The following is an 18,535-nucleotide window of genomic DNA, read 5'->3' on the forward strand; positions in this document are numbered from 1 at the left end:
CCCACTATAGACCCGTAATGGAGCGAACAACATCATCCACGATTTTCTCGTAGGCGATCAGGCCGCTTCCCAGCCAGTATTCGTTATTCGCTTCATAGACCTGCCCGTTCTTGACGGCCGGCATGCCCTTCCAAATCGGGCTTTCCGTCATTTCCTTTAAACGCTCCGTTCCCTGATCATAGGCGTTAATGACAAAAATATAGTCCGCATCCAGCTGCGGCAGTATCTCCAGCGAGATGTTAGCTGCATTCTCGTTCTCGACCAGCTTGGATTTGCCCAGTCCCAGGTCCTGATGGATCACAAAGCCGCAGAGATAATTTCCGCCCATCAAACTGACGCCTCTAGGTGCAAAACGAATGATGGCAACGTTCTTGTCCCCCACCACGGAACTCAGCTTAGCCTTCGCTTCACTTGCTTTTTGCTGGTAATCCTTTAGGGCGGTCTCGGCCTCGGGCGCTTTCCCAAGCAGATCCCCCAAGGTGATCAGCGATTTCTCGACATTCCCGGATGCATTTTTGAACACGTACGTTGGCGCGATTTTGGCGTACTTCTCATATGTACCGTCCGCTGCATAAGTTTCGGTATGGAGCACGATAAGGTCCGGCTCGTAGGACATCAGAGCTTCCGGTGAAGGTAAGCCTCCTGAAAAATCAATCAGGGGAACGCCGTCCAGCTCCTGCTGCAAATAGGTGTGTCCCATCTTGCCGTTCGCCCATTGTGCAACAGGCTTCACGCCGAGTTTCAGCAAAGAGTCCTCCATGTTCGGTGCGAACACGTTTCTCACGTCTGCCGGAATCTTCACTTCATGCCCAAGCTCATCCGTTACCGTCCGCTCCTTCTCCGCGGGCGTCTCCTCCCGGTTCGTCCCTGGTTCCTCCGTCGGCGCTTGACTGCTACCTGCCTGACCGGACGTTTCCACCGCCGCGGTCTTCGCTGCCGGCTGATCGCCGCCCGCCGCTTCGGAATCCACCTTCTCTCCACAGCCTGACAACAAGCCTATGACGATGACACAGCACGCAAGTGCTGATATTTTGATTCTCCAACTTCTTTTTCGGCGATTAAAACGTTCTGCCACAATGTATCTCCTCCTGTGATAATGATTCTCAATTAAGTAGAGTATATATTACGTGGCAAACGATTCACCATGGCTTTTATCCAGAACTCCGTTTGGACTATCTCCTGTAAACAACAGCAATGCCTCATCCAGCATTCTCGTCACGGCAAGCGCGGAATATTCGAACCACGGATCGGACGAGATCATGTAGACGCTGCCTCGAGTGACAGCTCGGAGTGTCTGCCATTTCGCAGAATGCTGCAGTGCAAGCCAATAACGGCGTGATGTGGCTTCAGGGCATACCGCGATCAGGATGCGGTCCGGATTGAGCTGTTGCAAATCTTCCAGCGTGATCTGTTGATTACGCGTGGTATCCAGACCGGAGGCTTCCTTGAGCTGCAGATCCTGATACAGCACCTCCTCGAGTCCCCGGTTACCATATGCATACAAGCTTTGTCCATATATTCGCAGCGCTATAACACGCACGCTCCCCACGACTTGCCGCATTCGGGAGCGTGCGAACTGCACCCTTCGTTCATACTGTTCTATCCAGGATTGTGCCTGTTCTTCTTTATTCAGAAACGTTGCGATACGCTCCAGCTGCTTCCTCCACCCTGCATGAGACGGAACAATCAAGGTAGGGGCAATATGCCCCAGCTTGGTGATTTCCTCCGGACCGAGATGGTCCATGCCAATAATAACGTCAGGCTTTGCACGGAACAGCTGCTCGATATTCTCCTCGAAGCGGCTGTCCGGATAAGGAGACGTCAGCTTCAAGCGGGACTTGATCTCCGAATGATACGCATTGTAATAAAACGGGGTCCACTTCGCATCAAGAGGCGCAGCCGCAGGAATAACATTCAGTGCTACCAACTGCCCGATGATAGAGGAGGAACAGGCCGCGATTAGCTGCCTCGAATTTCGGGCATATTCGGACGGCGACATGCCCACCTTCTTTTTAAAAATACGGCTGAAATAGAACTCATCTTTGTAACCGACTCGCTGTGCGATGTCACGAAGCCGTTCGTCGGATTCGGCCAAATAACGCTTGGCATGATTCATACGAACATGGGTCAGGTAATCGATTGTGGTTTGGCCGAATGTCTTTTTAAATAAATCCACAAAGTACTTAGGACAAATATTAGCCATACTGGCTAATTGGCCAATGGTAATCGCCTCTTTATAATGGCAATCTATATACTCCTTAATCTCAACCAGGCTGGTTCTCCCGTTACGATCCGAATCCGATAGGCTATCTATTTTCAGCTCTTCTTCCACACTCATGAATTGCCTCCTTTTTTACGATAAAACGAGTTGCAGGCTATGCAGGCATGTTGACCAGTCTTAATTAATTGATAATGATTATCATTTTCATTTATAAAAATAGCATGCCATTTCCATCGTGTCAATCCAAATTTGGAAGGAAATGCTTAACCCCATGCCCCGCGCGATACCTGTTAACAGGCTCCAATCCACGCAAAAAACCCGTCATCAGGCACTTTTGCCAAGTGTCCTGTGGCGGGTTCTCATGTATAAAATAATCGATTTACGACAAGCAGTATTTCACCAATGCCTCGTGTACGCCGTCCTCGTTATTCGAGGTTGTCACCGCATTGGCTGCAGCCTTGACCTCGACCGGAGAGTTATCCATCGCAATCCCCATTCCGGCGTAGGACAGCATCGTAATATCGTTGAAATAATTGCCGATGGCAAGCACCTCGTCCGGCTCATAACCTCTTCTTGCAGCCAGCTGCTGAAGCGCACTCCCCTTGGATGCTTGGCTATGCATGAGATCGATGAAGTATTCTCCGCTTCGCAGCATGTTGAAGGGAAGAGTCCACTGACTCCAATCCGCATAGACACGGTCGATATCGGCGGATTCGCCAAAGACCGTAAATTTGACGACCGGGTCTGACAGCTCCTCCCATGACGGCAGGTTGCTTGGCAGCATCAAATAGTTCTCGTACATCGAACGAACCGGACCGGCAAGCTCCTCCACCTGGTCCACATACATCTCAAAGGCGGTGTTCACATCAAAATGCACCCCGTGCTCACGGCAGTATTGCATGAAAGGCTCAAGCTGAATCGGGTCCATGCCGAACTGATGCACGATGTTATGGGTCTCCACTTCTACCGTTGCCGCACCATTATGACTGATAACATAACCGCCTAAACCCATGCTTTTCATAAAAGGAATCGAATTCAGCGGTCCTCTGCCTGTGCACAGTACAATTTCCACGCCTTGTTTTGCGGCTTCCATCACGGTGTTCCTCGTTTTCTCCGTGATTTCATGATCATCATTCAGCAGCGTTCCATCCACATCAAGTGCTACCAATTTATATGCCATTCTCCATCCATCCTTTAGTCTCTATTTCTCTATCGTAATCATGCCCTTCCGATCAAAGACAGTTCATGCTCGGTCAGCTCCCGGTACGCTCCGATCTCGAGATTTTCATCCAAACGAAGTTCGCCCATGCTGACTCTTTTGAGATACACGACTTTTTTGCCAACTGCCTCAAACATCCGCTTGACCTGATGAAATTTCCCTTCATGGATCGTCAGCGAGATGCGGGACAGCTGGACTCCATCGCCTCGTTCCTCATGGGAATGGATCACCAGCTCTCCGGGCAAGGTCACGTACCCGTCATCTAAGGTAACTCCCGCAGCAAACATTCGCACGTCCTCATCGTCCACCCTGCCCTCTACCATCGCTTCATAGGTTTTCGGGATATGCTTCCGCGGCGACAGCAGCTCGTGGGCCAATTTACCGTCATTCGTAAGCAGCAGCAATCCCTCCGTATCCTTATCCAATCGGCCCACCGGAAACGGCTCGAAGATCAGATATTCCTCATCCAGGAGATCCAGCACCGTTCGGTCACGAAGATCCTCTGTCGCCGAAATGACGCCAGGCGGTTTGTGCAGCATGAGATATATGAATTCCCGGTACTGCACGGTCTCCCCCTCAAACTCGATGATATCCGTATAAGGATCAACATGTTTACCGGGGTCCTTCATCACCGTTCCGTTGACCACGATGCTCCCTTGTTTGGCCTTTTTCTTCAATTCGGCCCGTGAGCCGAATCCAAGATTGGATAGCACCTTGTCCAATCTTAGCGTTGTTCTGCCTTTAGCACTCATATCGATGTCCACCTCCACCCTGCCGGATACTCATTCTTCAATATTCCTGTCTGCCATTTGGCCCAACCGGCTGAATATCCGTCTATACACACTAACACATAACCCTTCGCTTCAGCACCCGATCGACGAATCACGCGCTCTTCCGGAATCGACAAGGTTTCCCCTTTCAAATACCGGACCGCTTCTCCGTCCTCGGAGGACAGGCTGACATATCGAACAGCCTCATCCGCTTGCAGCGCTGTAGCCAAGGGATGTCCAGGTACAAACCGTTCATTCTTCAACTGTCCCATGTACCACCCGGGTCGAATCACTTTGAGCTGCTTCAGACGCTCTTCCGGCAGGGGTGATACATACACATGGTTCCCGTAGGTTACAGGATATCCGGTCAGCTTCAAATCCAGCTGCTCGCGGATAAACGCTTGGAACCGATTAATCGAAACCGAACCCGATTGAGAATCTATTACGCTCCGGCGGGATGCCTGTTGGCGCGCTGCATCTTTACCGTATTTCCCGGGTTTACCCGGGCGCTCCTCCTTGAAAGCCGCTTTTCCTTTACGCTCACGGGGATGCTCCGCTCGGGAGGAAATAGCAAGCGATTCATTGGCCAAGGTGCCCGAATTGAATATTGGAGCTTGTTCCTGTTCAACTTCACGTTTATCCAGCTCGCCGTCCCGCTGAAGCACGGCCATGAAATGCCCTTCGCCTCTAACCTTATGCGGCCATAATCGAGCAGTACCGGCAAGCTGCTTAAGCACATCGTCCTTCACATTCCCTTCACCCGCCATCCAGTCCGTTTCTCCCGGGGAAAAGATTTCCGAATGCTCCACCGGGACCACGCGAAAATTCGGATGTTCGCTCAGAAACTCGGCAATCATCCCTTCATTCTCCTCCGGCGAGAAGGTACAGGTGGAATACACCAGCCGGCCTCCCGAGCGGAGCATGGCTGCCGCCGATTTCAGGATGTCCCGCTGCATATCCGCAAACTTGAGTGGAGAGGATTCGTCCCAGTACTTCAGCATGGACTCGTCTTTGCGAAACATCCCTTCGCCGGAACAGGGAGCATCAATCAATATTTTCGTGAAAAATTCGGGAAAAGCCCCGGCAATCCGATCCGGGTCCTCATTCAGCACCACCGCATTCCGAACGCCGTACATCTCCAGATTCTTGGCCAGTGCTTTGGTGCGATCCGGATGCAGATCATTGCTGACGAGCACTCCCTGCCCATTCAACTTCGCCGCAATCTGCGTAGATTTGCCGCCTGGAGCCGCGCACAGGTCCAGCACCAAATCCCCCGGCGTTACGCCAAGCAGTTCGACCGGAGCCATCGCGCTAGGCTCCTGGATGTAATATAATCCCGCATGATAGTAAGGATGCCGTCCCGGACGCTCCCCGGCCTGAGTATAGTAACCGGTTGAGCACCAGGGGATGGGCGCAAGGTCAAAGGGGGACAACTTCATGAATTCCTCTCTGCTGATCTTCAGCGTATTCACCCGAATGCCGGCATTCGGAGCTAGTTCGTAAGACTTCATAAAATTGTCATAGTTTTCGCCAAGCAGCGATTTCATCTTCGCCAGAAACGGCGAGGGCAGTCGTAATGCCATACAAGGTACCTACCTGTTCTGTATCGTATCGTTTGAAGTATATTTTCACTGTGCTGAAGCAGACATTCGCATGTTCCGCTTCGACTTTTAATATTGTATAATAAACTACATTAAAAAGGACAAGTCCTTATTTATTATTAATCATTAGGGGGTGGATCCATGAACCGCAAAAAAAAGAATAAATACACCGCATTATACGCCTTCGGCGGAGTCTTCGTCTTATTGATTGCTGCACTCGTTTTCTTGAACGGTCAAGGAGCAGCAAGCGAATTGTACGGCGGTAAGAAGGTCTCCAGCCTGAACCCGGCTACGCAGGAGCTCCTTAATGATCCGAACTACCAGCAAATCATTTTGCCGGATCAGCTGAAGAGCAAGGTCGACAACAAAGAGAATTTCTTTGTGTACTTCTTTGCATCCGACTGTCCGCACTGTCGTGCGACGACCCCGGAACTGATGCCTTTGGCGGATGATGCCGGCATTACGATGCACCAGTACAACCTTCGCGAATATCAGGAAGGCTGGAGAGAATACAACATTGAGTTCACCCCGACGCTGGTCTACTTCGAGAACGGCGCAGAGAAAGAACGCATGGTCGGCGGATTGAAACCGGAAGGTTCCAGTGAAGGCTACTCCATCGATGACTTCAAGCAATTCCTGGATAAATACAAGGGGAGCGTGACGAAATGAACCGCACTCGCGCCATCCTCTTTACCTTTGTCATTTCGGGCATGCTGCTGACTGCATGCGGCGGTAAAGAATCCGCTGCCGGGCATCAGCACGGCGCCGATTCCGAACGATACGAGACAACGGCCAGCCTGACGGTGATGCCGGAGTTTCTGTCCAATTATACCGACAATACGCAAGCAACCTATGCTACGGTCGGCGAACTTGAGGACATTATCAAGGAAATCAAATGTTATTGCGGCTGCATGGACGAGGAGACCGGCTATCATGATTCCCTCCATCGCTGCTTCATCGCCGAGAATAAGGACGGCGAAGTCAAATGGACGGACCATGGCGCCCAGTGCGGCATCTGCCTGACCGAGCTGCAGGATGCCAAACGGCTTCATGACGAAGGAAAATCCGTCGAGGAAATCAAGGAGTTCATCGATAACAAATATAAAGGTACCGAATCCTGATCCTATAATGATCCTAAAAAAAGAGCTGCCCAAAAGTAGATTACTCTACAGACAGGTAGCTCTTTTTTCACTTGTTCCCACAATTACTTGGAATGTGCCCGCTCCGGCTTTCGCCGCTGCGGAATGTTCGGCTGGATGCGCTCCGATGCCAACTGAACTGCCTGCATAAGCTCAGTATCCCCAATTTCGATCGTCAAATCCCTGTAGGGAAACGGACGAACGTCATACGAAGATAACTGCTCGGCGTATTCCCGAACTTCGCTCACTAGCTTCCCCATCGAGATTCCCAGTTCATCGCCAGGATAACGCTCGAGGCGCGATACAGCGCTTATGAACATTTTATATGCTCCTCTAACGTTATTGTTCCGGAAATGGAAAAGCCCGACGGCTACTTGCAGAAGCCCCTTATACCTTGGATCGCGGTCCCGCGCGAGCCACAGTTCCTCTAGCACCTCATGGCATTCGAAGTAGTCTTGATCCCGGTTAAAGTAAACGAGGTAAGCGACATACAGCGGTTCATAACTCATGCTCGTTTACTTTCTTCTTGGCTTCGGCCAGCATCTCCTTCACCTCGTCCAGAAGCACCTTCATCGCATCCAGGTCATGATCCTGAAATAGCGTGTTAAACCGGCTCTGAAAAGCAATCGCCTCATTGACCAGATGAAAGAAATACAGCTTGTGAATCGCGTTCAGCACCTGTGTCGTAATATTGGAATCATCCTCGAACTGGCGCTGCGCCTCCAATATATCCTCCCGGATGCTCGACATTTCCGTATCCAGCGTATTCGCCGCTTCTCCGGCTTTCTTCAGCCGCGCCCGAATGTCATCCGGCAGACTTTCCCGGTACTTGTAGCTAAGCGAATGCTCAATCGTAGCCCAGAAATTCATGGCCAGTGTGCGGATCTGAATTTCGGCAAGCACTTTCTTTTGCCCCAGAGCCGTTTGCACCGGATACTCAATAATCATATGAAAGCTCCGATAGCCACTCTCTTTGAAATTGGTAATGTAATCTTTCTCATATAATACGGTCAGGTCTTTCCGTGCCCGGATGTATTCGGCTACCCGCCGGATATCCTCCACGAACTGACACATAATCCGAATGCCTGCGATATCCTCAATCCCGGTTTCCAACTCGTCCATCGGCACATCGAGGCGTTTCGCCTTGTCCAGTATGCTCGAGATCCGTTTGACGCGACCCGTTACGAATTCGATCGGTGCGTATTCCTCTCTTTTTTTCAGTTCGGAACGCATCGTCTTGAATTTAACCTTCAATTCCTCAACGGTCTGCTCATACGGAAGCAAAAATGTTCCCCAGTCTCTAACGTCCATCGCCTTGCCTCCTGTCTTTACCCCATTACCGATGATTAGCGCCGACGGCTTCGGAAATATGGCTGAAGCCATCCCGTGCAAGCAGCTCCCGGAGACCGGAATGAAGCTTGCGGTTCACCTCAGGCCCTTCATAGATAAGTGCTGTATAAATCTCCACCAGGCTTGCGCCTGCGCGTATTTTGTCATAAGCATCACTTGCCGTGAAAATCCCGCCAGACCCGATAATCGGAAGGGCACCGCCGGTCTGCCTGTATATCCGGGATACAATCTCCGTCGAACGGTTACGCAGCGGTTTACCGCTAAGGCCGCCGGTTTCTTTGGCGTTACCGTGCGTCAATCCATCCCGCGATAGTGTCGTATTCGTGGCGATAATGCCGGAAACGCCGCTTGCGCTGATCGTATCCACCATGAATTCCAGTTCCTCATCGCTCACATCCGGCGCAATCTTCACCAGAACGGCCTTCTCGCCTCCATGAATCTTCGCTTGGCGGGACATTTCGTTCTTCACGGCTTCCAGCAGGGATGACAATTCGCTCCCATGCTGAAGGCTGCGCAAGTCCGGCGTGTTCGGGGAACTGATATTGACAACAAAAAAATCGCCATACGGAAATAAAGCTTGAATGCAAGCTTCGTAATCACCGTTGGCTTTCTCGTTCGGAGTCGCCTTGTTCTTCCCGATGTTGACGGCAACCGGGATGCGGCGTTCCTTGAGTGCGGACAGCCTCTTTGCCATCGCCTCGGCCCCTTCGTTGTTGAAGCCCATCCGATTGATGAGTGCCTCGTCAGGAGGAAGCCGGAACAATCGCGGCTGTTCATTGCCCGGTTGTCCCTTCGGGGTCACCGTGCCTACTTCCATAAATCCGAAGCCGATGGAGGAGAATCCTTTGACGGCCTGAGCGTTTTTATCCAATCCGGCGGCAAGTCCGACCGGTGTCGGGAAATGAAGCCCGAACAGGTCTACTGCCAAATCCGGTGTTTCGCTAACACCGTACATCCCTCGCATGACAGCGTCTGCGCCAACCACGCCGGAGGCACGTCCAAGGCCGCCAACCACAAGGTGGTGAGCTTTCTCGGGATCGAGTTTGAAAAATATAGGTTTGCCTATGTTGCGGTACAGCACATCCACTCTTCCTCTCATCCAGTTATTTCTCTATCCTTCAGTTTATCCGTTTCTGCCTCAAAAAGAAAGTTCTTCAGCATAAACCGGGCGATCATCCCGGCGAGAAAGCGATATGGCAATTTCGGGACAAACGCCTTACAATAAAGGAAGATTGTACAAATCATTATCACGATCATGAGAGAAAGAGGGGAAGCACATGTCAGCCAAACGTAAACCTCCGACCTTGCAGCAGAAAAAAGAAGAGGTTAATAAGAAGGCCATACTATGGATCAGCTCCGGCATCGCTCTTCTTATTATCCTGATTATTGTTCTGATTGTGATCGCCCAGCCTTAATCCAGCCAGTGATACACCTTGCCCGGGTTGGTCTGCCCCTGGGCAAGCTTGAGCTTGAAGCGATCTTTCGGCGTCCACAGGCCCTCGGGCAGAACCCCTTCCCGAATTTTCACAACGGTTCCCATCGGAACCAGATCAAACAGCTCCTCCACATCCTCCTTAAGCATACGGATACAGCCCTCGGATTCATTCGCTTCGATACTGTCCACGTCCAGCGTACCGTGTATGGCGTACAACGTATCGGACAGCTGCATTCCCCGCGTTCCATAGGGGCCCTTCGTGGTCCCGTTCGGATTCACAACCTTGTCATTGATATGAAAATCACCCAGCGGCGTTTTCGCTCCCCCGAGCCCGACCGCATAGTTGCGCAGCATGACGGTCCCGCTGACAACGGCTAGCCGATGATGTTTCCGGTCGATGATGACCTGAAGCGGCTGCTCAAAAAAAGGATCCCCATTCGGCGATGTCCCCCAGTATCCCGTCTCTTTCGGATCGTTCCAAGGCGGCTGCTGCCCCGGCTGGTCCTCATGGCCGCCTGCTCCTTGGGCCTTATGCTTCATTAAAGCTCCGAACATCTCCTCCATGGCTTTCGATCGGCCGGACAGCCAATTGTTCGGATACGGCTGCGTCAATTCATTCAAGCTTTTAGGCAGGCGCCCATGCCGAGCCTTATACTGGTTGGCCGCTTCCTGCAGCACGGCCGTTTCGACTTGCAGATCCGCCCATTGCCCCGCGCTTCGCTTAAGCTTCGAACTATCCGCAGGCTCGCATTCACACTCCAATGCCGCTCCTTCATATGGCTGGATCGCAATGGCGCCCTTTGCGTCCCGATGCAATCCGTATAAACGCTCCATGTCCTTGCTCCATAACTGCCACTTGCCGGATGGCTTCATCCCCAGTGCAACCGACCAATTCGGCAATTCCTGAGGATGCCGAAGCAATGAGGACAGTGCGCCGGCGGAATCCTTTCCCTGGCCGGAAGCAACGGCGATGTACAGCGGTTCTTTACGCGAATCCCGCTTCTCGTTGTTAGCGACCGAGGCGGATACGGGTTCATTCGGCGGGAACACATCGGATGCAAAATCCCCCGGAACGGAGCCCGGCGCCTGGGCCGAAGGAAGAAATACGAGCAGCAACAATACCAGCGCAGCAAGCAACCGTCGGGTTCTTTTTCGCCTGCGGTCCTTATCCTTCTCCATCTCCAATAAGCGCTGTTCGTAATTTTTCCATATATCGGACGGAACCTGGCTAAGCTCGAAGGCTTCATAGACCCCCTCCGCCTTGTTATAGCAGTAATTTGCCTTCCCCTGTTCGCCGGCCTGCTCATATTCCTTGCCGAGCAGATACCAGGCCATTTTATTATCAGGATGCGTCTCCACATATCTTTTGAGGTACAGCGAATTGTTCATTCGGGAGCCTCCTTTTATGACATTTTTACCTCTATTATCCTGTATATCGGAATATACGCTCCAATTATGTATGAATCGTGGATACGAAAAAACGCCCCCTGCCTTTGTCGGGCAGAGGGCGTCGGTATAAGTTCAAGATGGAATATCAGGGCTCGAGCGGTATTGGTTATTCTGCGTTAAACGGCTCGTCTGCAATCCGAATTGAATCTGTCGGACAGCCGTCGCAGGCATCCAGCATATCGTCATGCATATCTTCCGGAATTTCGGTTACCCCGCGGTTGTTGTCTCCGTCAAAAATGACTTCTGCCAGGCCTTCGTCGTCGTAATCGTAAATGTCGGGTGCCGTTGCGCCGCATGCTCCGCAAGCGATGCAGGTATCTTTATCTACCCAAGTAAACTTCGCCATAGTCTCTCTTCCTCCTGTATATCTATAAACATCTCTATAAACATAGTATAAGCTGACGGTCTCCCGCCACCATCTACATATATTAATACAATTTTTTTAGGAATACAAATAAATTTCCTCACATTTTCCGACAAAATTCAGGTGTGCTCAAAGGATATGGAGTATCTTCAACCAGCAAATAAAGCGATTAATCCCGGTCCGGATCCTGCGAGATCGGCTGATCGGCATTTTTATTATCGTTCCCCAGATCCCTTACAAAATCCATCTGTAAAGATGTTCCTCTCCGCTTATGATTACGGATTAAAGACGACGGATCATCACCCAGCATGCCAGCGGTCAGCACCGCACTTTCCCCGAATTTATTGCGCAGCTCGTCCATAACCCGGGTCAGCGATTCTTTCTTCGGCTGTTTCTCGTAATCGAACAAATCCAGCTGAATGGCGGACTCCTCCTTAGGGGCAAGCTGCTGGAGCGTAACGCCAAGCAGACGGAGCGGCTTGTCCTGCTTCCAGTGCCGATGATACAGCTCGCACGCTTCCCGGTAAATATCCTCGGTATTTTCCGTCGGAATGGCAAGATGCCTCGACCTGGTGATCGTCTTCATGTCCGGTGTACGCAGCGTGATCTGTATGCCACCGGTCACAAGACCCTGTCTGCGGAGCCTGCGCGCTACCTGATCGCTCAAATTCAGAAGCACCCTTCTCGCCTCCTCCGCCGATGTAACATCCTGCGGAAGCGTGGTCGTGTGTCCGATCGATTTGCTCTGTTCCCGCTCTGCAACGACAGGAGCATGGTCGATGCCGCTGGCTGCCCGTTTCATCCATGACCCCATCACGCCAAAAGTCGAGGTCAGCAGGCCTTCATCGGCGGCGGCCAGCTGTCCGATCGTCTGGATATTCAGCTTGCGCAGCTTATCGGCTGTCTTGCTCCCGATGCCGAACAGCTCTGCACAAGGTCTGTTCCAGAGCACCTGCGGGACATCCCGTATCCGCAACACGGACAGCCCGTTAGGCTTCTTCATGTCAGATGCCATCTTGGCCAGCAACTTATTGGGAGCAATGCCGACGGAGCAAGGCAGCGACAGCTCCTCGCGAATACGCGCCTGAATTTCGCGGGCGATATCCAAGGGGGTGCCGAACTGCTTCGATCCCGTGATATCCAGGTAACATTCGTCAATCGAAGTCGCTTCCAGCAGCGGCGTATAAGCATAAGCTATATTCATAAATGCATTGGAATACTTGCGGTACAGATGAAAATCCGGCTGGATGATCATCAGGTCCGGGTAAATCCGCAGCGCCTGTCTCACGTTCATTCCTGTGCGTATCCCGAGGGATCGTGCCGCATAGGAGCAAGTAACAATGACGCCTTTTCGCAGCTCGATGCTGCCTGCGACAGCCGTGGGCTTCCCCCGGTAAAGCTCCGGCTCCTCCGCTTCGTGTACCGAACAGTAAAAAGCATTCATATCCACATGTAGTATAACGCGGCCGCTGGCCGGATAATAATTGTCGATATGTCCCACGCAGAATTCCTTCTTTCTTATGATACGGTTCTTCCCTATATCATGCCCCCGTCTTTTCGCAGTCGGGTTGATGATTCTATCATTTCTATGTGTTCCATTATAACTTGTTTAGGACCTTGTGTGCCCTAACGTCTTGTTCGTAGGATCATGATCGCATAACTGCCAGCCTAACGCCTCAAGCATACTGCTCCCCTTAACACGGGTCAAGAATAAGCCCCGCGGGGTAAAGTTTGTTTTTTACTCTGTTACTTTCCCGCAAAGAAATGTTATAATACAAAATTATAAACAATGCGGTCCAATCCCGGACACCCAAAGGAGGACATCATGTCTAAGTCCATTTCCATCTTTGATACGACACTTCGCGACGGAACCCAAGGCGAAGGAATCAGCTTGTCGGCGGACGACAAGGTCAAAATCGCCAAGAAACTCGATGCTCTTGGTGTTCATTATATTGAAGGCGGTATCCCGGGAAGCAACAGCAAGGACATCGAATTTTTCAAAAGAGTCCAGGATCTCGGCTTAACCTCAAAAGTAACCGCCTTTGGCAGCACTCGCCGCAAAGGCTCCATCGCCGATCAGGATGCCAATCTGCTTCGAATTCTGGAATCCGGCGTTTCTGCGGCCACTTTGGTCGGGAAGTCATGGGATTTCCACGTCCACACCGCGCTTCAGACGACACTGGAAGAGAATCTGGCCATGATCTATGATTCCATCGCATTCCTGAAGCAAAAGGGCCTCGAAGTGATTTTTGATGCCGAGCACTTTTTTGACGGATATAAGAACAATCCCGAATACGCTGTTGCCGTATTGTCCAAGGCTCGGGAGGCAGGTGCTGATTGGCTTGTCATGTGCGATACGAACGGCGGCAGTCTTCCGCACGAGATCTCGAACATCGTGGCATCTTTAGCGGGTCCATTATCTGGCGCTCCGCTCGGCATTCACACCCATAACGATTGCGAGCTTGCCGTTGCCAACACGCTAAGTGCCGTACAGGCAGGTGTCCAGCATGTGCAAGGAACGATGAACGGTTACGGGGAACGCTGCGGGAATGCCAACCTGTGCTCCATCATTCCGAATCTGCAGTTGAAGCTGGGATACGAGTGCATCGGAGACGATAACCTCCGCACGCTGACGAACACCGCACGATATATCAGTGAAATCGCCAACGTCAATATGCCTGTCAACCAGCCGTATGTCGGTAACGCTGCCTTTGCCCATAAGGGAGGCATCCATGTTTCGGCGATCCTGCGCGATTCCAGAACGTACGAGCATATCGAACCGGAGAAAGTCGGAAACAAGCAGCGCGTGCTGGTGTCCGAGCTTGCAGGACAGAGCAACATCGTATCGAAGGCACAAGACATGGGTCTTAACTTTGATCCGGCTAGTGAACAATCCAAGCTTATTATCGGAAAGATCAAGGATCTTGAGCATGAAGGATATCAATTCGAGGGGGCAGACGCTTCCCTGGAGCTGCTGCTTCGAGAAGCGAACGGAGAGTTTAAGGAACTGTTTACCTTCGAATCCTTCAAAATGCTCGTAGAGAAGTCAGCCGGCCAGCCGGTTGTTTCCGAAGCCTTTGTCAAAGTCAACGTTGCCGGTGAGAGCATCTACACCGCAGCGGAAGGCAACGGCCCGGTCAATGCGCTAGACAACGCGCTGCGTAAAGCGCTGGTCCAATACTTCCCGACACTCAAGGAAATGCATCTTGCTGACTATAAGGTCCGGGTGCTGGATGACAAGGATGCGACGGCAGCCAAAGTACGGGTGCTCATCGAGTCCAAGAACTTTGAGAACTCCTGGAACACCGTCGGGGTTTCCAGCAACGTCATTGAGGCGAGCTGGGAAGCGCTGGTTGACAGTATGCGTTATGCGCTGCTCGGTCAAATCTCACCGGAGCAGGTACATGAGTCCGCGGCAAGGCAAGGGTTGGTTAATCACTAAGGATGTATCCAATATAAAAAGCGCGTATCCGCCATGTATGCACATGGAGGCCGCGCTTTTTTGGTGTTTCAGCCGCTCTTCGCTTCACAATTAATTCAACAACTTAGCTATCTTTTTGCGAAGATCCTTGGGATCCGGAGCGCCAAGAATGATTTCCTGGATCACGCCGTTTCGATCAATCAGCACATTCGTCGGGAAGACCTGACCTTTATACAGCTCCTCGAACACTTCTCCTTTCGGATCAAGAAGTATTGGATACCGGAGTTCAAAATCCTTAACGAATTGACGCGCTTTCTTCTCATTATCATACTTGGACACGTTCACGCCGTAGATTTCCAGCTCATCTGCATATTCCTCCGCCAGCTTATCGAGCTCCGGGGCTTCTTGCTTGCACGGCTCACACCAAGATGCCCAGAAATTGACAACCATCGCTTTATCGCGTGCTCCGCCGCCGGCATATGTCTTGTCGTCCATCCCCTTCAGGGTGAAGGTAGGGGCAAGCAGTCCGGCTTTGGCGCCTGTCTCCGTCGGGAGCGGCTTCTCCTGCGTGAAGACAGCCTGGATATTGTCGCCGGCTTGGTTATAGATTACAGCGCCTGCCGCTACAACCAGCAGAACGAGGATGATGATGTTTCGTTTCATAGATATAGGTTCCTTTGCTAAACTTAGTTATAGAGGTTGTTCAAAAAGTCCGCTTTTGATAAGAAAACCTCTATCGAGGCCACTTCAAGGATGAGCGACCGCGATGCATAGGTAGGTTTTCTTGCGATATAGAATTTCATCAGTTCCACTGATAACTCATAAATTCTATATCTAACACGAAGCGAATCAGGAAGCAGCTCGGCATCGAATCTTGAATTCAGCCGGGCCTAAGCAGTTGCTTCCGAAGTATGTTTCCTGCGGAAACATTTCAGGTGCTCACGTACCCAAACGTACGCTCCGCTCCTGACGTCCCTAGCTTCATCCAACTGAAGCGTTTTGAAAAAACGCACATCGAAAGCATAAGCTTCGGTGCTGAAAATCGACCTTTTTGAACACGCACTTATAGTCCCTATTGTACCCTGAAACCCTGATCTTTCAAACACGTGATCAACTCTAAAATATAGCCCGGGAGGGAAAAAGATGAACCCGTCTGACATGGCCCTGGAACAGCTTCTGCTGCACGCGGCCGTACAACAGCATATATCGGACTATACGTATGATTGTCTGCCACAGGAAGCTTGTGGTGTCCTTATCGGGCACTCCAGCGCAGCAAGGCGATCAGTAACCGTTACGCAATTTATCCCCATAAAAAATACAGCGGAGTTTCCGCTGCATTCTTTTCATCTGGACCCTGTTCAATGGACCCGCTTGGTGTTAACTGAAAAAGGAATTGTCGGATTGTTTCACAGTCACCCGGATACATTCCCTGAGCCGTCCGGCCAGGATCTGCTGCAGCTTCAGTCCTTCGGCGGATTGCTCCAGGTGTATGCCATCGGATCTCCTGCAGCTCCAAACGCTCCCGATTCAAAACCATTACAGCTTCAAACTTACAAAATTATTCGAGGACAAGAGACCTCAGAATTATTCAGCAATCTGCCGACACATTCCTGGGTGCGGCAGGAATCGGAATTCTATTCCCTCGCCCCGATTCCTTGCAAGATCATATCAGAATAATAAGCTATCGCGGCATCCATCTTATTCGCGGTTACGCCTCGCTTAGATAGACATACAAATCTCCAAGCGTGGTTGCATGGCCGCGCGCCTGAATTTCTTTCATATAATCCGCCCACAGACGGGCAGTCATTCGCGCGTCGGACAGAGCATGATGCCGGCCCTCCACCGGAATGCCGCTGCTCCGTAGCAGCTCATCCAGACTGTAGTCCTTCTGCTCAGGATATAATCTCTGCGCGAGCATCATCGTATCAAGGAGCCGATGGGTTAATCGAACCTTTGACGTCTTCCACAAGGCTGCGTTCAGGAATCCGCGGTCATGCGCAGCCGCATGGGCAACAAGCACCCTGCCTCCTATAAAAGCCATAAAATCATGCAGCCCCTCCATTAAGGGCGGGGCTGCATCAACCATATGCTGCGTAATTCCTGTCAGCTCAGCAATGAATGGGGGAACAGGAGCACCGCTGTTAACAATCATATGAAAGGTTTCGTTCTCGATCACTTGCTCGCCGATGACCTTGATAGCACCGAATGACAAAATTTCATCGCCGTGCTGGTGATTGAACCCCGTCGACTCCAGATCAAACACAACAACCTCCAGCTCGTCCAGCGGGGTACCCAGAACCTCCGGCCTCCGGTTATCCTTCATCTGGGATCGGATGAACGCCAGCTGCTGCGCCGTCTGCGCCCCGCGCATAGAGGCGATGGCAGAATTAAAGTTACCCGAACGGAGGGATCTCCAGAAGCCCCCGTTCGATTGTCCCGGTTCAGTCATGGGTTCCTCCTCTCCGCAAAACGGTGCTCTCGCTGCAATGACCGGTGTATCCGTCTGACCACACCAAGCGTATCGCGAAGCTCGTACTGCATGGTTTTGTTCTTGAGCTGCTCCTGCGGGATATACCCGCTGCTCGTGATCAGCCCGTTCTCCAGCCGATGGGGCGTGTTATTTCTCAGCCGAAGCGCCGTCAAAAAAGCACGCTGCACGCTTTCCAGCAGCAAGTTGCCGCCCTCAAGCAGCATCACCTTCTCCATCCGCTTTTGCGTCGAGGTTTCGATGATGCCTCTTTGGAGCGCCATCGTGCGAATACTGTTTACAAGTGGAATATAAACGCCATACTTTACGTCAAATTCACCGGCATGCTCACCAAACCGCTCCGTTACAATTCGCCCCATGACATTCAGCGTTGCCTTGTGCTTGACCGTATTGCGCAGCACGGCATTGCCGATATTCGGGTTCAACTCGACGGAGCTCCGGAAATGGTCGGCCCATGCCTCCGTTAGCTCGCCATCTCCCGCTATATGACGGAGATCCGAAGCAATGATAAAATTGCGAATCGGCTCCCACTGCTGGTCTCCACACCACTCGCTAATCTGATTTTTCCAATCGCCAAGCTTTTTACTCCATAAAGGTTCGGAACACATCACTTTTCCCGAACATTTGGGATAGCCTGCATACTCCAGCAGGTTCGCCAGTCGAAGGCCATATTCCCGAAAGAAGGGAAGCTGTTCCTCCTCCAGCTCATCGCCAATGATCAAACCGTTGTCCTGATCGCTCCACAGCGTAGCTTCCTGCCTTCCGCTGCTGCCAAAAGCAACAAACGCATAACGCGCAGGAGGCCGGCCCAAGCCAGCCTCCCACATGTCCTGCTCACAGATTGCCGCGGCACGCTGTCCAATCAGATCGTGCATCGTATTGACGGATGCGATCCACTCTCTCAGCTCCATGTCATGACGCATCTCGATCAGATGGTTCTGACAAACGATCCGTTCATCTCGTAATTGCTGGGCTGTTGCTGCTGTCTGAATTTCCGAGAATACCGGAAACAGATTTACGGATTTCAGAGGTTTCATGCCGCGGCCTCCTCATTACATTATCAATAACCATTTAGAGT

General features: G+C 51.6%; 19 protein-coding genes. 5 read left to right on the forward strand and 14 right to left on the reverse strand.

The window, feature by feature from the left end; genetic code table 11:
- Nucleotides 1-4: 4 nt before the first annotated feature.
- From BJP58_RS10470 to BJP58_RS10490, 5 genes are all read right to left on the reverse strand, one after another.
- The gene (locus BJP58_RS10470) at nucleotides 5-1,075 is read right to left on the reverse strand and encodes an ABC transporter substrate-binding protein (protein ID WP_194543870.1); all 1,071 of its coding nucleotides are present in this window, start codon (nucleotides 1,073-1,075) and stop codon (nucleotides 5-7) included.
- A gap of 48 nt (nucleotides 1,076-1,123) precedes the next feature.
- Nucleotides 1,124-2,338, reverse strand: coding sequence for a helix-turn-helix domain-containing protein (locus BJP58_RS10475; protein ID WP_194543871.1), 1,215 nt, complete (start codon nucleotides 2,336-2,338; stop codon nucleotides 1,124-1,126).
- Between the two features lie 262 nt (nucleotides 2,339-2,600).
- A complete protein-coding gene (locus BJP58_RS10480) occupies nucleotides 2,601-3,401 on the reverse strand; it encodes a Cof-type HAD-IIB family hydrolase (protein WP_194543872.1) in 801 nt (266 codons plus the stop codon).
- A 38-nt stretch (nucleotides 3,402-3,439) separates the two neighbouring features.
- Nucleotides 3,440-4,192, reverse strand: a complete 753-nt coding sequence (locus BJP58_RS10485; RefSeq protein WP_194543873.1) for a pseudouridine synthase — start codon at nucleotides 4,190-4,192, stop codon at nucleotides 3,440-3,442.
- Complete coding sequence (locus tag BJP58_RS10490; protein WP_194543874.1) at nucleotides 4,189-5,793, reverse strand: RsmB/NOP family class I SAM-dependent RNA methyltransferase; 1,605 nt, start codon at nucleotides 5,791-5,793, stop codon at nucleotides 4,189-4,191. The genes BJP58_RS10485 and BJP58_RS10490 overlap by 4 nt, the downstream gene beginning before the upstream one ends.
- A gap of 159 nt (nucleotides 5,794-5,952) precedes the next feature.
- Between BJP58_RS10490 and BJP58_RS10495 the strand changes: the two genes are divergently transcribed.
- Both BJP58_RS10495 and BJP58_RS10500 read left to right on the forward strand, forming a co-directional pair.
- The gene (locus tag BJP58_RS10495) at nucleotides 5,953-6,480 is read left to right on the forward strand and encodes a thioredoxin family protein (RefSeq protein WP_194543875.1); all 528 of its coding nucleotides are present in this window, start codon (nucleotides 5,953-5,955) and stop codon (nucleotides 6,478-6,480) included.
- Nucleotides 6,477-6,932 (forward strand): PCYCGC motif-containing (lipo)protein, encoded by a 456-nt coding sequence (locus BJP58_RS10500; RefSeq protein WP_071223092.1) that lies wholly within the window; start codon nucleotides 6,477-6,479, stop codon nucleotides 6,930-6,932. The genes BJP58_RS10495 and BJP58_RS10500 overlap by 4 nt, the downstream gene beginning before the upstream one ends.
- Before the next feature lie 83 nt (nucleotides 6,933-7,015).
- On the opposite strand, the gene BJP58_RS10505 is transcribed toward BJP58_RS10500, so the two are convergent.
- The 3 genes from BJP58_RS10505 to BJP58_RS10515 are packed head-to-tail and all read right to left on the reverse strand — an operon-like array spanning nucleotide 7,016 to nucleotide 9,381.
- Nucleotides 7,016-7,459 carry a DUF309 domain-containing protein gene (locus BJP58_RS10505; protein WP_194543876.1) on the reverse strand — a complete coding sequence of 148 codons (444 nt, stop codon included), beginning with the start codon at nucleotides 7,457-7,459 and terminating at the stop codon, nucleotides 7,016-7,018.
- Nucleotides 7,449-8,261 (reverse strand): GTP diphosphokinase, encoded by an 813-nt coding sequence (locus BJP58_RS10510; RefSeq protein WP_194543877.1) that lies wholly within the window; start codon nucleotides 8,259-8,261, stop codon nucleotides 7,449-7,451. Before BJP58_RS10510 ends, BJP58_RS10505 begins: the two co-directional genes overlap by 11 nt.
- A 25-nt stretch (nucleotides 8,262-8,286) precedes the next feature.
- Nucleotides 8,287-9,381, reverse strand: coding sequence for a quinone-dependent dihydroorotate dehydrogenase (locus BJP58_RS10515; RefSeq protein WP_194544902.1), 1,095 nt, complete (start codon nucleotides 9,379-9,381; stop codon nucleotides 8,287-8,289).
- A 196-nt stretch (nucleotides 9,382-9,577) separates the two neighbouring features.
- Between BJP58_RS10515 and BJP58_RS10520 the strand changes: the two genes are divergently transcribed.
- Nucleotides 9,578-9,715: a hypothetical protein gene (locus BJP58_RS10520; RefSeq protein WP_015736685.1), complete on the forward strand. Its 138-nt coding sequence runs from the start codon at nucleotides 9,578-9,580 to the stop codon at nucleotides 9,713-9,715.
- Here the strand turns inward: BJP58_RS10520 and BJP58_RS10525 are convergent.
- The 3 genes from BJP58_RS10525 to BJP58_RS10535 all read right to left on the reverse strand — a co-directional run bounded on the left by BJP58_RS10525 (nucleotide 9,712) and on the right by BJP58_RS10535 (nucleotide 13,049).
- Nucleotides 9,712-11,124 carry a L,D-transpeptidase gene (locus BJP58_RS10525; protein WP_194543878.1) on the reverse strand — a complete coding sequence of 471 codons (1,413 nt, stop codon included), beginning with the start codon at nucleotides 11,122-11,124 and terminating at the stop codon, nucleotides 9,712-9,714. The genes BJP58_RS10520 and BJP58_RS10525 overlap by 4 nt on opposite strands.
- Nucleotides 11,125-11,290: 166 nt before the next feature.
- Nucleotides 11,291-11,530, reverse strand: coding sequence for a ferredoxin (locus tag BJP58_RS10530; protein ID WP_009594795.1), 240 nt, complete (start codon nucleotides 11,528-11,530; stop codon nucleotides 11,291-11,293).
- 187 nt (nucleotides 11,531-11,717) lie between these two features.
- Entirely contained in the window at nucleotides 11,718-13,049 is a 1,332-nt protein-coding gene (locus BJP58_RS10535) for a DNA polymerase IV (RefSeq protein WP_194543879.1), read from the reverse strand.
- Nucleotides 13,050-13,373: 324 nt separating this feature from the next.
- On the opposite strand from BJP58_RS10535, the gene cimA reads away from it, so the two are divergent.
- The gene (gene cimA, locus BJP58_RS10540; protein ID WP_194543880.1) at nucleotides 13,374-14,990 is read left to right on the forward strand and encodes a citramalate synthase; all 1,617 of its coding nucleotides are present in this window, start codon (nucleotides 13,374-13,376) and stop codon (nucleotides 14,988-14,990) included.
- Nucleotides 14,991-15,080: 90 nt separating this feature from the next.
- On the opposite strand, the gene BJP58_RS10545 is transcribed toward cimA, so the two are convergent.
- The gene (locus BJP58_RS10545) at nucleotides 15,081-15,632 is read right to left on the reverse strand and encodes a TlpA family protein disulfide reductase (RefSeq protein ID WP_194543881.1); all 552 of its coding nucleotides are present in this window, start codon (nucleotides 15,630-15,632) and stop codon (nucleotides 15,081-15,083) included.
- Between the two features lie 480 nt (nucleotides 15,633-16,112).
- Between BJP58_RS10545 and BJP58_RS10550 the strand changes: the two genes are divergently transcribed.
- On the forward strand, nucleotides 16,113-16,646 hold the full coding sequence (locus BJP58_RS10550; RefSeq protein WP_194543882.1) for a Mov34/MPN/PAD-1 family protein: 534 nt from the start codon (nucleotides 16,113-16,115) through the stop codon (nucleotides 16,644-16,646).
- A 31-nt stretch (nucleotides 16,647-16,677) separates the two neighbouring features.
- Here the strand turns inward: BJP58_RS10550 and BJP58_RS10555 are convergent, their stop codons facing one another.
- On the reverse strand, nucleotides 16,678-17,418 hold the full coding sequence (locus BJP58_RS10555) for a 3'-5' exonuclease (protein WP_113060337.1): 741 nt from the start codon (nucleotides 17,416-17,418) through the stop codon (nucleotides 16,678-16,680).
- The gene (locus tag BJP58_RS10560; protein WP_194543883.1) at nucleotides 17,415-18,494 is read right to left on the reverse strand and encodes a DUF294 nucleotidyltransferase-like domain-containing protein; all 1,080 of its coding nucleotides are present in this window, start codon (nucleotides 18,492-18,494) and stop codon (nucleotides 17,415-17,417) included. The genes BJP58_RS10555 and BJP58_RS10560 overlap by 4 nt, the downstream gene beginning before the upstream one ends.
- Between the last annotated feature and the right edge of the window lie 41 nt (nucleotides 18,495-18,535).

The organism is Paenibacillus sp. JZ16 (assembly GCF_015326965.1).
GTDB lineage: Bacteria > Bacillota > Bacilli > Paenibacillales > Paenibacillaceae > Paenibacillus_AQ.

Coding starts and splice junctions, on each gene's coding strand:
- BJP58_RS10505 (WP_194543876.1), bottom strand. CDS start 7,459: ATGAGTTATGAACCGCTGTATGTCGCTTACCTCGTTTACTTTAACCGG.
- BJP58_RS10525 (WP_194543878.1), bottom strand. CDS start 11,124: ATGAACAATTCGCTGTACCTCAAAAGATATGTGGAGACGCATCCTGAT.
- BJP58_RS10560 (WP_194543883.1), bottom strand. CDS start 18,494: ATGAAACCTCTGAAATCCGTAAATCTGTTTCCGGTATTCTCGGAAATT.
- BJP58_RS10475 (WP_194543871.1), bottom strand. CDS start 2,338: ATGAGTGTGGAAGAAGAGCTGAAAATAGATAGCCTATCGGATTCGGAT.
- BJP58_RS10500 (WP_071223092.1), top strand. CDS start 6,477: ATGAACCGCACTCGCGCCATCCTCTTTACCTTTGTCATTTCGGGCATG.
- BJP58_RS10485 (WP_194543873.1), bottom strand. CDS start 4,192: ATGAGTGCTAAAGGCAGAACAACGCTAAGATTGGACAAGGTGCTATCC.
- BJP58_RS10490 (WP_194543874.1), bottom strand. CDS start 5,793: ATGGCATTACGACTGCCCTCGCCGTTTCTGGCGAAGATGAAATCGCTG.
- BJP58_RS10555 (WP_113060337.1), bottom strand. CDS start 17,418: ATGACTGAACCGGGACAATCGAACGGGGGCTTCTGGAGATCCCTCCGT.
- cimA (WP_194543880.1), top strand. CDS start 13,374: ATGTCTAAGTCCATTTCCATCTTTGATACGACACTTCGCGACGGAACC.
- BJP58_RS10520 (WP_015736685.1), top strand. CDS start 9,578: ATGTCAGCCAAACGTAAACCTCCGACCTTGCAGCAGAAAAAAGAAGAG.
- BJP58_RS10480 (WP_194543872.1), bottom strand. CDS start 3,401: ATGGCATATAAATTGGTAGCACTTGATGTGGATGGAACGCTGCTGAAT.
- BJP58_RS10545 (WP_194543881.1), bottom strand. CDS start 15,632: ATGAAACGAAACATCATCATCCTCGTTCTGCTGGTTGTAGCGGCAGGC.
- BJP58_RS10510 (WP_194543877.1), bottom strand. CDS start 8,261: ATGGACGTTAGAGACTGGGGAACATTTTTGCTTCCGTATGAGCAGACC.
- BJP58_RS10550 (WP_194543882.1), top strand. CDS start 16,113: ATGAACCCGTCTGACATGGCCCTGGAACAGCTTCTGCTGCACGCGGCC.
- BJP58_RS10495 (WP_194543875.1), top strand. CDS start 5,953: ATGAACCGCAAAAAAAAGAATAAATACACCGCATTATACGCCTTCGGC.
- BJP58_RS10530 (WP_009594795.1), bottom strand. CDS start 11,530: ATGGCGAAGTTTACTTGGGTAGATAAAGATACCTGCATCGCTTGCGGA.